Origin of the sequence: Prosthecobacter debontii, from assembly GCF_900167535.1 — a bacterium.
Classification (GTDB): Bacteria; Verrucomicrobiota; Verrucomicrobiia; order Verrucomicrobiales; family Verrucomicrobiaceae; genus Prosthecobacter; species Prosthecobacter debontii.
Window position 1 is genome coordinate 345,706 of sequence record NZ_FUYE01000006.1, and the last position, 14,457, is coordinate 360,162.

General features: G+C 57.3%; 11 protein-coding genes and 2 tRNA genes. 11 read left to right on the plus strand and 2 right to left on the minus strand.

Annotated elements, in window-relative coordinates; translation table 11 throughout:
* Positions 1–47: 47 nt before the first annotated feature.
* Positions 48–260, minus strand: coding sequence for a hypothetical protein (locus B5D61_RS11465; protein ID WP_078813528.1), 213 nt, complete (start codon positions 258–260; stop codon positions 48–50).
* A gap of 241 nt (positions 261–501) precedes the next feature.
* Between B5D61_RS11465 and B5D61_RS11470 the strand changes: the two genes are divergently transcribed.
* The 11 genes from B5D61_RS11470 to rpoC all read left to right on the plus strand — a co-directional run bounded on the left by B5D61_RS11470 (position 502) and on the right by rpoC (position 13,639).
* Positions 502–576: transfer RNA gene (locus B5D61_RS11470), tRNA-Thr, on the plus strand.
* 81 nt (positions 577–657) lie between these two features.
* Positions 658–1,842, plus strand: coding sequence for an elongation factor Tu (gene tuf, locus B5D61_RS11475; protein WP_078813529.1), 1,185 nt, complete (start codon positions 658–660; stop codon positions 1,840–1,842).
* A 132-nt stretch (positions 1,843–1,974) separates the two neighbouring features.
* A tRNA-Trp gene (locus B5D61_RS11480) sits at positions 1,975–2,050 on the plus strand.
* Between the two features lie 44 nt (positions 2,051–2,094).
* Positions 2,095–2,316, plus strand: a complete 222-nt coding sequence (gene secE, locus B5D61_RS11485) for a preprotein translocase subunit SecE (RefSeq protein WP_078813530.1) — start codon at positions 2,095–2,097, stop codon at positions 2,314–2,316.
* Positions 2,317–2,362: 46 nt separating this feature from the next.
* Entirely contained in the window at positions 2,363–2,932 is a 570-nt protein-coding gene (nusG, locus tag B5D61_RS11490) for a transcription termination/antitermination protein NusG (RefSeq protein WP_078813531.1), read from the plus strand.
* 61 nt (positions 2,933–2,993) lie between these two features.
* Complete coding sequence (gene rplK / locus B5D61_RS11495; RefSeq protein WP_078813532.1) at positions 2,994–3,419, plus strand: 50S ribosomal protein L11; 426 nt, start codon at positions 2,994–2,996, stop codon at positions 3,417–3,419.
* Between the two features lie 47 nt (positions 3,420–3,466).
* A complete protein-coding gene (gene rplA / locus B5D61_RS11500; RefSeq protein WP_078813533.1) occupies positions 3,467–4,165 on the plus strand; it encodes a 50S ribosomal protein L1 in 699 nt (232 codons plus the stop codon).
* Between the two features lie 23 nt (positions 4,166–4,188).
* Complete coding sequence (rplJ, locus tag B5D61_RS11505; RefSeq protein ID WP_078813534.1) at positions 4,189–4,719, plus strand: 50S ribosomal protein L10; 531 nt, start codon at positions 4,189–4,191, stop codon at positions 4,717–4,719.
* Between the two features lie 130 nt (positions 4,720–4,849).
* Positions 4,850–5,233 (plus strand): 50S ribosomal protein L7/L12, encoded by a 384-nt coding sequence (rplL, locus tag B5D61_RS11510; RefSeq protein WP_078813535.1) that lies wholly within the window; start codon positions 4,850–4,852, stop codon positions 5,231–5,233.
* A gap of 359 nt (positions 5,234–5,592) precedes the next feature.
* Complete coding sequence (gene rpoB, locus B5D61_RS11515) at positions 5,593–9,447, plus strand: DNA-directed RNA polymerase subunit beta (RefSeq protein WP_078813536.1); 3,855 nt, start codon at positions 5,593–5,595, stop codon at positions 9,445–9,447.
* A gap of 52 nt (positions 9,448–9,499) precedes the next feature.
* Positions 9,500–13,639, plus strand: coding sequence for a DNA-directed RNA polymerase subunit beta' (rpoC, locus tag B5D61_RS11520; RefSeq protein WP_078813537.1), 4,140 nt, complete (start codon positions 9,500–9,502; stop codon positions 13,637–13,639).
* 399 nt (positions 13,640–14,038) lie between these two features.
* Here the strand turns inward: rpoC and B5D61_RS11525 are convergent.
* The coding region (locus B5D61_RS11525; RefSeq protein ID WP_139373212.1) for a transposase at positions 14,039–14,457 on the minus strand (419 nt) is incomplete at its 5' end.

Here is a 14,457-nt window from a genome sequence, read left to right on the forward strand (position 1 = left end):
CGGGTGTGGGTAGGCCCAGGGGATTCGAGTTCAGGGTTAACCGTAGGTTAGAGGAGGCTGCTATCGTCTTCGCGCTCCAGTTTACCCACCTTCTTCTTGATGGATTCGAGCTGGACGGTCATCTCATGCACGGCCTTCAGGCACTCCGCCATGGTTTCAGAAGATTGCAGGTGGGGCAGGGCAGGGTGGATCTTCATGAACTGAAGAGCGACGGTTTTACAGGCGTCACGGATCTGCTGGATGGCTTCGGGGCGGGTCATGAGGGGTGGATTTTGGCCTAAAACCTGCGATTTGTCAGGTATCGAGACGATTTTGATGAAGATTTGCCGGAAAACGGCTCAAAATGTCTTTGACAGAACGCCTTCACCATCTACTCTCAATCCACTTTTTCGCCAAAAGAGCCGGGGTGTATTGTCGCCTGATCTCATCAGGATTGACCATGTGTCCCGGTTTTGTTGTCGAAAGAGGAGGAGATTCTCTGTGAATCACCGCCAGACATAGGCTGATGTAGCTCAGTGGTAGAGCACGTCCTTGGTAAGGACGAGGTCGAGGGTTCAAGTCCCTTCATCAGCTCCATTCTGGAGGTGCATGCTCAGGAATCCCGTTACACGACAAACGAATTAGACGTCCTAGCGCAAATAACCTCGAAACCAACTCATGGCTAAAGAAGCATTCCAACGCAACAAGCCGCACGTTAACATCGGCACTATCGGCCACGTTGACCATGGCAAAACCACGCTGACCGCTGCAATCACCACTACCCTGGCTGAAAAGGGTTATGCAGAAGCTCGCAAGTATGATGAAATCGACGCTGCTCCTGAAGAAAAGGCACGCGGTATCACCATCAACACGGCTCACGTGGAATATCAGACCGACAAGCGTCACTACGCTCACGTGGACTGCCCTGGACACGCTGACTATGTGAAGAACATGATCACTGGTGCTGCCCAGATGGACGGCGCGATCCTGGTTTGCTCTGCTGCCGACGGCCCGATGCCACAGACTCGCGAGCACATCCTGCTTGCTCGTCAGGTGGGCGTGCCTGCCATCGTGGTCTTCCTCAACAAGGTGGACATGGTGGACGACGCTGAACTCCTCGACCTCGTCGAGATGGAAGTTCGCGACCTCCTTTCCAAGTATGACTTCCCAGGTGACGACATTCCGATCGTCAAGGGTTCCGCCCTGAAGGCCCTGGAAGGCGACGCTGAGCAGCGCGCCAACATCATGAAGCTCATGGATGCTGTGGATGACTACATCCCGCTGCCAGAGCGCCCAATCGATCAGGACTTCCTGATGCCCGTGGAAGACGTGTTCGCGATCGAAGGTCGTGGCACCGTTTGCACCGGACGTGTGGAGCGTGGCATCATCAAGAAGATGTCCGAAGTGGAAATCGTGGGTATCCGCGACACCATCAAGACCACCGTCACGGACATCGAAATGTTCCGCAAACTGCTCGACGAAGGTCGTGCAGGTGACAACGTGGGTCTCCTTCTGCGTGGCGTGAAGAAGACCGACATTGAGCGCGGTCAGGTCATCGCTAAGCCAGGCACTGTGAAGCCTCACCGCAAATTCAAGGCTGAAGTTTACGTTCTTTCCAAGGACGAAGGCGGCCGTCACACTCCTTTCTTCAACAACTATCGCCCACAGTTCTACTTCCGCACGACGGACGTGACTGGCAGCGTGACCCTTCCTGAAGGTGTTGAAATGGTGATGCCTGGTGACAACGTCTCGATCACCGTCGAGCTGATCACCCCGATCGCCATGGAGAAGACCATCCGCTTCGCTATCCGTGAGGGTGGCAAGACTGTGGGTGCCGGCCGTGTGGCTGACATCCTCGACTAATCTGCGTTTTTCGTTTCGCTTGTCGTGAAGCCGCTGTAGAATCTGGCGCACAGGTTTTACAGCGGCTCCTTCCTCCCCGAAGAAGCAAGCAGAACGGTTAACTTCGCAGTTGCAGGAAAATTCCCTTCAAACAGGTCAGTAGCTCAGCTGGTAGAGCAGCGGTCTCCAAAACCGCGTGTCGGGGGTTCGAATCCCTCCTGGCCTGCCATCCTGCACTTTGGTTAGAATATTCTTCAGTAAAGCCTGATTCACATGAGCCGCATCCGCACCTACCTTGGTGAAGTCTATATCGAACTCAAGAAAGCCAGTTGGCCTTGGGATTCCAAAGAAAAAGGTTTCGCTAAATACAAGGAGCTCATTGACTCCACCATCGTCGTCTTCATTGCGATGATTCTGCTCGGTGCCTTCGTGGCTTTCTTTGACACAGCTCTGCGTGGCGCTTTCGAGGCCATGGCAAAAGCGGTCGCTGGCTGATTACAGCCACCTTTCTTTTTTAATTTTTCCCCCACCGATTGACTATATGGGAGCTATCCCCGCCCCTCGCGATCAATGGTATGTGATCCATGTGCGCTCCGGCTTTGAGCAAAAAGTCCGGGACAGCATGTTGCGCCGTATCCAGACCGAAGAGATGGGGGACTACATTTATGAAGTGCTGGTGCCCACGGAACGCGTCTCCGAAGTGAAAAAGGGCAAGCGCTCCGAAACCAATCGGAAATTTTTCCCCGGCTACGTCATTGCCAACTGCTACCTGCTCAATGAGCACAATCAGCTGGTGGATAAGACTTGGTATTTCGTGAAGGAAACCGATGGCGTGCTGAACTTTGCCGGCACCAAGGACCACCCGATCCCCATGCGTCAGCGTGAAGTGGATGGCATGTTGGCCCAGGTCCGTGATAAGGATGAATCCGTGGTGCCAAAAATCGCCTTCTCCGTGGGAGATACCGTGCGTGTGGCAGACGGGCCTTTCGAAAGCCAAAACGGTATCATCGAAGAAATCGATCCTGAGCGCGGCGTGCTGCGTGTCTCTGTCAATATCTTCGGCCGCTCCACCCCCGTGGATCTGGAATACTGGCAGGTGGAAAAAGCCTAGTCCTGATGCCCTGGCTCCGTGCCAGCCTCTCTCCTCAATCTCAAGTAAGCGAACACAAAACATGGCCAAAGAAATCGTCAAACTCATCAAGCTCCAGATCAAGGCTGGTGCTGCCAACCCTGCTCCGCCCATCGGTCCTGCGCTCGGTCAGGCTGGCGTGAACATCATGGCATTCTGTAAGGAGTTCAACGCAGCCACCCAGAAGGCTGGCGGTGATGTCCTCCCAACCGTCATCACGGTTTACAAAGACAAGAGCTTCACCTTCATCACGAAGCAGCCTCCAGCGTCTAACATCCTGAAGAAGGTGGCGAACATCGCCTCCGGCTCCGGTGAAGCCGCCAAGAAGAAAGTGGCCAAGATCACCAAGGCCCAGCTTCTGGAAGCCACCAAAATGAAGATCGTGGACCTGAACACTCAGGACCTCGAGCGCGCCTCCCGCATCATGGCAGGCACCGCCCGCCAGATGGGCATCGACATCATCGACTAATTCAACCGCAGGAGAACGGAAGACCGCTCGCCAGCACTGCACACCACATGATAACACGAAGCAAAAGATACAAGAAAGCTGCCGAAATGGTTCCGGCAGGAAAGATCTTCTCACTCGAAGAAGCTGCCGAACTCGTGCGCAAATTCCCAGGCACGAAGTTCAACCAAACGGTGACTCTGTCCTTCCACATGGGTGTGGACCCGAAGAAGGGCGACCAGATGATCCGTGGCACTTGCCCGCTGCCTCATGGTTCTGGTAAAACGGTTCGCGTCGCCGTGTTCGCTGTCGGCGCAGCCGCTGAAGCCGCCAAGGCCGCCGGAGCTGAGTTGGTCGGTTTCGAAGATCTCATCGCCAAGGTGAAAGATGGTCAGATGGATTTCGATGTCGCCGTCGCCACCCCCGCTGCGATGAATGAAGTTCGTAAGCTCGGTAAGCAACTCGGACCTCGCGGTTTGATGCCTAACCCAAGAACAGGCACCGTGACCGACGACGTCGGTGGTGCTGTGAAGGCGGTGAAAGCCGGTCGTGTGGACTTCAAGCTGGATAAGAACGGCAACATCGCCGCCACCATCGGCAAAGTCGCTTTCGACGTCAGCGCCCTGGCTGAGAACGGCAATGCTTTGATCGACGCGATCGTCCGTGCTAAGCCTGCCACCGCTCGTGGTAAGTATGTGCACAGCATCACGCTGGCTGCGACGATGTCGCCCGCTCTGCGCATTGATGTCTCCAAGTATGTGAAACTGTAATCCCTGAGGAAGACAAGACACCTATGAAAGCTGAAAAGACACTCCTCATTGAAGACCTGCTGAGCCGGGTCAACTCCTCCCCGTTCCTCTTCGTCGTGGATTACACAGGTCTCACCGTGGACAAATTCGCTGAGCTGCGCAAGCGCTTGGCCCCCACCGGTGCTGAGATCCACGTCTTCAAAAACACTCTCGTGAAGAAGGCTGCTGAGCGCGCCGGTTATCCAGAGTCCCTTGCACCTTTCTTGACGGGCCAGAGCGCCTTCGTCACCGGTGCTCAGGACGTCTGCGCAGCTGCCAAGATCATGAAGAACTTCGCGGCTGAGTTCGAGAAGCCTAAGATCAAGGCTGGCGTCCTCGACGGCGCTCTTCTTGACGCGAACGGCATCAAGGCTCTGGCAGATCTGCCTTCCAAGGAAACCCTCCAGGCCCAGTTACTTGGCGTCCTTCAGGCACCTGCCTCCGCTCTGGTCCGCCTCCTCAACGAGCCTGCTGCCTCCCTGGCACGCGTGCTCAAGGCCAAGGCCGACGCCGCTGGCGAGTCCGCCGCTGCTTAATTCCCACCCCTTTGATCCGATGGCGGCTTCGGCCGCCTGAACATAACACCCAATGGTTCCTTGCCGGAGCGAAAGCTTTCTCTCTTAAACAACCTGGTGCTCCAGGAAACGGCGATACCGAAATACCCATATGGCAGACCTGACTAAAATCGTTGAAGAACTGAGCGGCCTTACCGTGCTGGAAGTCGCTGAACTCGTGAAATCCCTGGAAGACAAGTGGGGCGTGAGCGCCGCTGCTCCTATCGCTGCTGCTGCTCCTGCAGCTGGTGGTGCTGCTCCTGCAGCCGCTGCTGAAGAGAAGACTGAGTTCGACGTCGTCCTGGTTGACGGTGGCGCAAACAAGATCGCCGTGATTAAAGAAGTCCGCGGCGTTGTCGCTGGCCTCGGCCTTGCTGAAGCGAAGAAGCTCGTTGAGAGCGCTCCGCAGAAAGTCAAGGAAGGCGCTAAGAAAGAGGAAGCTGAAGAGATCAAGAAGAAGCTCGAAGCTGCCGGCGCTAAAGTGGAGATCAAGTAACCTCCCATCCTTTCCCGAGTGCCGTCCCCTGGATGGCACTCGGCTGAAGGGAGACTTCCCAAAGACCCTCCTTTCTGAAAATATCCCAATCTCGCATGCCCCGCCCTCTGGTCCGCATCTCTCTGACACTCCGAAGCGTATGCTTGGGAAAAGAGGGAGCCACGCTGGAAGCGGGCTTCGTATCATCTATTTCACCGCCTGAACGGGGACCCGCGTCCGCGTTCTGGTTTCGTCATTTTCACGCTGAGGGACTCAGTGATCCGGCTGGCTGCCGGGTCGTGTGATCCTCAGTGCCGCAGGTTTCACCGCCTGCACCCAGCCACCGCCGTTGCCACCCCGCCGTCTCCCTCACCCTGTATATGTCCCAGCGCACCAACTTTGGCAAAATCCACGAAGTCTCCGAGCCGCCGAATCTGATCGAGATTCAGCTCCGCTCGTATGAGGAGTTCCTGCAGAAGAACATCCTCCCCTCCAAGCGCAAGGAAGTCGGCCTTCAAGCGGTGTTCAAGGAAGTTTTCCCCATCGAGAGCTATGATGCTAAGATGACGCTCGATTTCGTGCTGTATGAAATCGGCGAGCCGAAGCTTTCCTCCCTGGAAGCCATCCGTGAGGCAGAGACCTACAGTGCCCCTCTTTACGTCACTTTTGAACTGCGTGACGAAGCCGGTGCTAAGCAGGAGCGCGTTTACATGGGCGAAGTGCCCCTGATGACCGACCGCGGCACCTTCGTGATCAATGGCGCTGAACGTGTGGTGGTCAGCCAGCTCCATCGTTCCCCTGGCATCTGTTTCGAAAGCAGCCAGCACCTTAATGGCCGCTGGCTCTATGGCTTCCGCATCATCCCTGACCGCGGCACCTGGTTGGAAGTCCAGTTTGACACCAACGACCTCCTTTACGTTTATCTCGACCGCCGTCGTCGCCGTCGGAAGTTCCTGGCCACCACGCTCCTGCGTGTCATCGGCTACTCCACGGACGAGGAGATCCTCAAGCTGTTCTACAACATCGAGGACATGAAGCTGAAGGAGAACCTTCCTGAGGAAGAAATCTCCGCCAAGCTGCTGTTCAAGGACATCCTGGACGGTGAACTCATCGTGGCCCGCGCCTATGAGCCTCTCACCGCCGGTGTTGTCCGTCAGCTAATCCAGCTCGGTCACAAGACCGTGAAGGTAATCACCGCCTCCCAAGACGACCTCATCGTCACCTCTCTGCGCAAAGATCCTGCCAAGGATGAAGACGAGGCCCTCAAAGAAATTTACCGCCGTCTGCGCCCAGGTGATCCTCCAACGATCCCGAACGCTCGCGCTCTGGTGAAGCGTCTGTTCTTCGATCCGAAGCGCTATGACCTGACCCGCGTCGGCCGCTACAAGATCAATCAGAAGCTCGGCCTGAAGACCGATGCGGACATGCGCATCCTGGACCCGAATGACGTGATCAGCGCCATGAGCTACCTCTTCAAGCTGCGTGCTGGTGAGGGTATCCTGGACGATATCGACCACCTTGGCAGCCGCCGTGTGCGTGCCGTGGGTGAGCTTCTGGCCAACCAGTGCCGAGTGGGCCTCGCCCGCACCGAGCGTCTGGTGAAAGAGCGCATGACTCTGTTTGACGTGAGCATGGACACCATGACTCCCGCCAAGCTGATCAATCCGAAGGCTCTGAGCGCCGTGGTGCGTGACTTCTTCGGCCGTAGCCAGCTTTCCCAGTTCATGGACCAGATCAACCCTCTGGCTGAGCTGACCCACAAGCGCCGTCTCTCCGCACTTGGCCCAGGCGGTCTGAACCGTGACCGTGCCGGTTTCGAAGTTCGTGACGTTCACCCTTCTCACTATGGCCGTATCTGCCCGATTGAGACACCAGAAGGTCCGAACATCGGTCTGATCAACTCTCTGGGCACCTATGCCCGCATCAACGAGTTCGGTTTCATCGAAACCCCTTACCGCCCTGTGAAGAACGGCGTGGTGGCGGATAAGATCGACTACCTCACCGCTGACCAGGAAGAGAACCACTACATCGCCCAGGCGAACAACCCCCTGGACGCCGATGGTAACTTCCTCGGCACCAAGGTGACCGTGCGCTACCGGGGTGAGTTCCTGGAAGTGGAGCCGACCCGTCCGACTCTGATGGACGTGTCGCCGAAGCAGCTCGTCTCCATCGCTGCCAACCTGATTCCTTTCCTTGAGCACGATGACGCCAACCGAGCTCTGATGGGCTCCAACATGCAGCGCCAAGGGGTGCCGCTTCTGGAGGCCGATGCTCCGCTCGTGGGCACCGGGATGGAAGGCAAGGCTGCCCGTGACTCCCGCGCCGTCATCGTCTGCGATGGCACTGGTGTGGTCGCCTCCGCCACGGCTGACGTCATCATCATCACCAAGGACGGCAACCTGCCAGTCAGCGACAAGCAGTTCCTGGCCGATCCTCTGAAGTCTGTGCAGACTGACCCTGAGATGGGCGTCTTCGTTTACCCGCTGCGTAAGTTCGGGCGCTCGAACGCCGGCACCTGCATCAACCAGCGTCCGCTGGTGCGCCGCGGTCAGAAGATCAAGAAGGGCGACGTCATCGCTGACGGTCCTTGCACCGACCAAGGTGAACTGGCCATCGGTAAGAACATGCTCGTCGCGTTCATGCCTTGGAACGGTTACAACTTCGAAGATGCCATCGTCATCAGCCGTCGTGTTTCCAAAGAGGACATCTACACCTCCATTCACATCGAAGACTTCGACGTCATCGCTCGTGACACGAAGCTTGGGCCTGAAGAAATCACGCGCGACATCCCGAACGTGGGTGACGAGGCGCTGAAGAACCTCGACCAAGACGGCGTCGTCCGCATCGGTGCGGAAGTGAAGCCTGGCGACATCCTCGTCGGTAAGATCACTCCGAAGTCCGAGACGGAACTGGCTCCTGAAGAGCGCCTCCTGCGCGCCATCTTCGGTGAGAAAGCCGCAGACGTGAAGGACACCTCCCTGCGTGTGCCATCTGGCTGCACCGGGATCGTCATGGATGTCAAATTGGCCCAGCGCGGTGGCGCAGGCGGTCCTGATAAAGAGAAGCTTTCCCCGGCTGAAGCCAAGAAGCAGATCAAGCAGATCGAAGAAGACTATCGTGCCAAGAAGGAAGACCTCACCGAGCAGCTCACCGAGAAGCTCAGCGATATCCTTCTCAACGAGAAGATCCCTCTCGACGTGGTGAACGGTCAGACCGGTGAGATCATCATCGGCGCGAACAAAAAGATCACCAAGACCCTGCTGCGCAAGCTGGCTGAGAGCTATGACTCGGTCGAAATCGACCCAAGCCCGATCCGCAACAAGATCTTCGACATCATCCAGAACTTCGAACAGAAGTTCGCCGATGCCGACATGGAGCGTGAGCGTAACCTCGACCGCATCGAGACCAGCGAAGACGGTGCCGCTGATGGCGTCGTGAAGCAGGTCCGCGTGTTCGTGGCCAGCAAGCGTAAGCTGTCCGTCGGTGATAAGATGGCCGGACGTCACGGTAACAAAGGGGTGGTGGCCACCATCGTCCCTGAAGAAGACATGCCGTTCCTGGAAAACGGAACGCCGGTGGACATCGTGCTGAATCCTCTGGGCGTGCCTTCCCGTATGAACGTGGGACAGGTTCTTGAAACCCACCTCGGTCTCGCGGCCAAGGCCCTGGGTCTGAAGATCGCCACCCCAGTCTTCGACGGTATCCCTGAGTCCAAGATCATGGAATACATCCAGGAAGCCAAGAAGGTGCCTGGATACGAGTGGATGGGTCTGAACGGGAAGTCCAAACTCTTCGACGGACGCACCGGTGACGCCTTCAATCTCGACGTCGTGGTCGGTTACATTTACATGCTGAAGCTGGGCCACCTTGTCGCTGATAAGATCCACGCTCGTGCCGTCGGCCCATACTCGCTGGTGACTCAGCAGCCGCTGGGTGGTAAGGCGCAATACGGTGGTCAGCGTTTCGGGGAAATGGAGGTGTGGGCCCTCGAAGCCTACGGTGCCGCTTACACGCTGCAGGAACTCCTCACCGTGAAGTCGGACGACGTGCAAGGCCGCACACGCATCTACGAACAGATCGTGAAAGGTGACAATGCTCTGGAAGCAGGCACGCCGGAATCCTTCAACGTCTTGATCAAGGAAATGCAATCCCTGGGCCTGGACGTGAAAGTTCACAAACGCGCCTCGATGGATGCCGACGTCGAAGCCATCGAACGCTTCACTGCCGGTGCCTAATCTTTAACCCTGAACCCCAAGCCACCTACCCTTAACGCATTGTTTATTGTCTATGAATGCTGACACGAGCTTGAAAGAAATCTTCGGGGAAAAGCCCACCGGCGAGGAGTTTGACTCCGTCTCCATCTGCATCGCCTCTCCAGACCGCATCCGCGGCTGGAGCCATGGTGAAGTCAAGAACCCAGAAACCATCAACTACCGCACGTTCAAACCTGAAAAGGGCGGCCTTTTCTGCGAGCGTATCTTCGGACCGACCCGTGACTGGGAGTGTGCCTGCGGTAAGTACAAGCGCATCAAACACAAGGGCGTGATCTGCGACCGTTGCGGCGTGGAAGTCACCCTGTCCCGCGTGCGTCGTGAGCGCATGGGCCACATCGAGCTGGCCGTGCCTGTGACCCACATCTGGTTCTACAAGTGCATGCCTTCCCGCATCGGTCTGATGCTGGACATGACCGCTCGTAGCCTGGAGCGCGTGATCTATTATGAAGACTACATGGTCGTGGACTCAGGCAGCACCCCGCTGCTGCGTGGTCAGCTCCTGACCGAGGTGGACCTGCGCGAAGCTGAAGAGCAATACGGTGCCGACGCCTTCCGCGTGGGCATGGGTGCTGAGGCCATCCGCGACATCTTCAGCCAGATGAATCTGGCCGAGATGACCAAGGAACTGGAAGAGGCAATGACCAAGACCCGCTCCAAGCAGATCCGCAAGAAGCTGGCCAAGCGTCTGAAGCTCTGCCAGGGCTTTGCCGAGTCCCACAGCCGCCCGGAGGCGATGATCATGGAAGTGCTTCCAGTCATCCCGCCAGACCTGCGTCCTCTCGTGCCTCTGGAAGGCGGTCGCTTTGCCACCTCCGACCTCAACGACCTGTATCGCCGCGTCATCAACCGTAACAACCGTCTGAAGAACCTGCTTCAGCTGCGCACGCCGGATGTCATTATCCGTAACGAGAAGCGCATGCTGCAGGAAGCTGTGGACGCGCTGTTTGACAACGGCCGCCATGGCCGCCCTGTCACCGGTGCTGGTAACCGCCCGCTGAAGTCCCTGTCTGACATGCTCAAGGGCAAGTCCGGCCGTTTCCGTCAGAACCTTCTCGGTAAGCGCGTGGACTACTCCGGTCGTTCCGTCATCGTGATCGGTCCCGACCTGAACCTGAATCAGTGCGGTCTGCCGAAGAAGATGGCCCTCGTCTTGTTCGAGCCCTTCATCATCCGTCGTCTGAAGGAAATGGGCCTGGTTCACACCGTCCGTTCCGCCAAGAAGATGATTGAGCGCCGCACCCCTGAGGTGTGGGATATCTTGGACGAAGTGACCAAGGGTCACCCGATCCTCCTCAACCGTGCGCCGACCCTCCACCGTCTGTCCATCCAGGCTTTCGAGCCGAAGCTGATCGAAGGTGAAGCTATCCGTGTGCACCCGCTGGTTTGCGGTGCTTACAACGCTGACTTCGACGGTGACCAGATGGCCGTTCACGTGCCCCTTTCCGTGGAAGCTCAGATGGAGGCTCGCCTCCTCATGCTGGCCCCGAACAACCTGTTCAGCCCTGCTTCCGGTAAGCCTATCACGACGCCTTCCCAGGACATTCCTCTGGGCTGCTTCTTCCTGACCTACCTGCGTGAGTTCCCAAGCCACGACGGTAAGAAAGGCCCTGAGCGCCTGCCGATCTTCAACGATCCGTCTGAAGTGGAATTTGCCCTTTCGGAAGGCTCCGTCGGCGTCAATGACAAGGTGCGTTATCGCAACCCTGACTACCAGCAGCCGAAGCGTGCTTTCGGTGACCCGACCAAGGCTTACATCGAGACCACCGCCGGTCGTGTGCGCTTCAATGAAATCTGGCCTGAGAAGCTGGGCTTCATCAACAACACCGTTGGTAAGAAGCAGATCTCCGACATCATCTGGCGCTGCTTCCAGACCGTGGGTCAGAAAGAAACCGTGGCCTGCCTGGACCGCCTGAAGGCTCTTGGCTTCCGCGAGGCGACTCGCTCCGGGTGCTCCATCGGTATCACCGACATGGCCATCCCGGGTGCTAAGCGCCCCGCTCTCGATAAAGCCTACAAGGACATCGAGGACGTGGATAAACTCTACAAGCGTGGTCTCATCACCCAGGGTGAGCGCTACCAGAAGATCGTGGACGTATGGACCCAGGTGGGTGACCAGACTGCCGATGAAGTGTTCCGCACCCTGGAATACAACGACGGCAAGAAGCACCACAACCCGCTCTACGTGATGGTGACGTCCGGTGCCCGTGGTAACAAGACGCAGATTAAGCAGCTCGCTGGTATGCGTGGTCTGATGGCCAAGCCTTCCGGTGAGATCATCGAGCGCCCGATTACCTCGAACTTCCGTGAAGGGCTGAGCGTGCTGGAATACTTCATTTCCACTCACGGTGCGCGTAAAGGTCTGGCCGATACCGCTCTGAAGACCGCTGACTCCGGTTACATGACTCGTAAGCTGGTGGACGTGTCTCAGGACGTGATCGTGACGGAAAACGATTGCGGCACGGTCAACGGCATCACCCTAGCCTCCATCTATCAAGGTGACGAGGAAGTGGTGGACTTGAAGACCCGCGTCTATGGCCGCACGAGCTGCGAAACCATTCACGACCCTGTCACCAAGGAAACCATCATCTCTGCTAACCAGCTCGTGCTGGAGAAGGAGGCCGCCCACCTCACCAAGATCGGTGTGGAGAAGCTGAAGATCCGCTCCGTGCTCACCTGCGAAAGCAAGCGCGGCTGCTGTGCCATGTGCTACGGCCTCAGCCTGGCTACCAGTCGGTTGGTGAAGATCGGCGAAGCGGTCGGCATTGTCGCCGCCCAGTCCATCGGCGAGCCTGGAACCCAGCTCACCATGCGAACCTTCCACGTCGGTGGTGCTGCCATGAGCTCCTTCAAGCAGCCCTTCATCAACGTGAAGAACGCTGGTATCCTCAAGATCTCTGACATGCGCATGGTGCAGACGCCGGAAGGACAGTGGATTGCCCTGACGAAGAACGGCGTCCTCTCCATCATGGATGAAGACGGTCGTGAGCTGGAAAGCCATAAGCTCGTCATGGGTGCTGTCATCACCAAGCCCGAAGGCTCCGTCATCAAGAAGGGTGAGCAGATCGCGACTTGGGATCCCTATAACATCCCGATCATCACCGAGAAGGCTGGTAAGATCGAGTTCCGTGACATGATCTCGGGCATCACCTTCACCAAGGAGAAGAACGAGTCCACAGGTAACGAAGAGACCGTCGTCATCGAGCACAAAGAAGACCTGCACCCGCAGATCGTCGTTGTGAACGCCAAGACGCACGAGATCCTCGCCAGCTACACCATCCCTGCCGGTGCTCACATCAACGTGAAGAACGGTGAGAAAGTGGAAGCCGGAACGACCCTGGCCAAGACCCCACGTAAGGCCAGCAAGACCAAGGACATCACCGGCGGTCTGCCTCGCGTGGCCGAGCTCTTCGAAGCTCGTAAGCCGAAGGACGCCTGCGAAATCGCCCGAATCGACGGCACCGTCGAAATCGGTGGTCTCGTCCGTGGTAAGCGTCGCGTCATCGTGACCGATCCGAAGACTGGTCAGCAGGAAGAGCACCTCATTCCTCGCAGCAAGCACATCCTCGTCTTCAATGGTGACCACGTCACTAAAGGCGACCAGCTTACCGACGGTCCTGTCGTGCCGCATGAGATCCTTGAGATTCTTGGGCCTCAGGCTCTGCGTGAACACTTGGTCAACGAAGTGCAGGAAGTGTATCGCGCCCAGGGCGTGGATATTAACGATAAGCACGTCGAGATCATCATCCGCCAGATGCTGCGCAAGGTGAAGATCACTGACACAGGTGACACGGAGTTCCTCTGGGGTGACCAGGTGGACCGCACAGAGTTCGAGCGTGAAAACGAGCGTGTCTCTGAGGAAGGTGGTAAGCCCGCTGAGGCTGAGCCCGTCCTTCTCGGCATCACCAAGGCTTCCTTGGAAACCGAGTCCTTCATCTCCGCCGCTTCCTTCCAGGACACCACCCGCGTCCTTACCGAAGCCGCTACGCTGGCCAAGTCCGACTACCTGCGTGGCTTCAAGGAAAACGTCATCATGGGTCACCTCATCCCTGCCGGCACGGGCTTCATCTCCCACCGCAACTTCGATGTGGTCCCGACCGAACAGGCACCGCTGCCTGAAGTGGAAGAAGAAACCGAAGAAGTCCTCGAGGCTTAATCGCTCTTCCCATTGAACCCCTCACACCCCCGATGAGCTACCCAGCCATCGGGGGTTTTTTTGTGCAGTAAACAGGATTCAGTTTTCAGTGAGCGGTGGTCCGTTCACGCTATCTCAGGGTTATACCAACCTGACCACATAACGATTCAAATCGTGAGGTGAGGGGCTCGGGCTCGATAGTCCTCCACTCTTCATTTCGCAGGGTTATGAGGCCGCAGAGGGGCGGAAGGGCAAAGGTTGCGGTGAGGGAGATAGGGGCCAGACGGAACTCAATCGGTTCAAATCGAAACGAGATGAGCGGACGGTCGAGGGCAGCCTTGGAGATGGAGTTCGCAGCCTCGCTTTCCGGCGGAATCAATGGGCAGCATGATCGCTCACAGCCGCTTAGTCTAGAGCATATTAAATAATACTATAACCGCAAGAAGCGAACCAACCCATGGCGTCTTTGGCGGTGACCTTTGAGAACGCTACGCTGATGGCTTGGTCCAATGCTGTGGGTGTCCGTGCCTCCAGGCTGCGCAGCGAGTTTTTGATCTTGCTCCACATCTTCTCAATCGGGTTGAGGTCCGGCGAGTAAGCTGGAAGGAAGCGCACCTCGGCTCCCACCGCCTCGACAAGCCTCTGGACTTCTGGACTCTTATGCACCGACAGATTGTCCATGACCACGATATCTCCCGATCTCAACGTCGGGCAGAGCACCTGCTCAATGTAAGTGACAAAAGCTGCCGTGTCAGCTGCACCCGACAGATGCATGCAAGCCGTCGTGCCATCCAGCCGGATGGATGAAATCAGGGTCGTGCTCTGCCACCTCCCACAAG

What these genes read in the sequence shown, in the direction of transcription:
- rplK (WP_078813532.1), top strand. Translation starts at nt 2,994, where the DNA reads ATGGCCAAAGAAATCGTCAAACTCATCAAGCTCCAGATCAAGGCTGGT.
- rplA (WP_078813533.1), top strand. Translation starts at nt 3,467, where the DNA reads ATGATAACACGAAGCAAAAGATACAAGAAAGCTGCCGAAATGGTTCCG.
- tuf (WP_078813529.1), top strand. Translation starts at nt 658, where the DNA reads ATGGCTAAAGAAGCATTCCAACGCAACAAGCCGCACGTTAACATCGGC.
- rplL (WP_078813535.1), top strand. Translation starts at nt 4,850, where the DNA reads ATGGCAGACCTGACTAAAATCGTTGAAGAACTGAGCGGCCTTACCGTG.
- B5D61_RS11465 (WP_078813528.1), bottom strand. Translation starts at nt 260, where the DNA reads ATGACCCGCCCCGAAGCCATCCAGCAGATCCGTGACGCCTGTAAAACC.
- secE (WP_078813530.1), top strand. Translation starts at nt 2,095, where the DNA reads ATGAGCCGCATCCGCACCTACCTTGGTGAAGTCTATATCGAACTCAAG.
- rpoC (WP_078813537.1), top strand. Translation starts at nt 9,500, where the DNA reads ATGAATGCTGACACGAGCTTGAAAGAAATCTTCGGGGAAAAGCCCACC.
- rpoB (WP_078813536.1), top strand. Translation starts at nt 5,593, where the DNA reads ATGTCCCAGCGCACCAACTTTGGCAAAATCCACGAAGTCTCCGAGCCG.
- nusG (WP_078813531.1), top strand. Translation starts at nt 2,363, where the DNA reads ATGGGAGCTATCCCCGCCCCTCGCGATCAATGGTATGTGATCCATGTG.
- rplJ (WP_078813534.1), top strand. Translation starts at nt 4,189, where the DNA reads ATGAAAGCTGAAAAGACACTCCTCATTGAAGACCTGCTGAGCCGGGTC.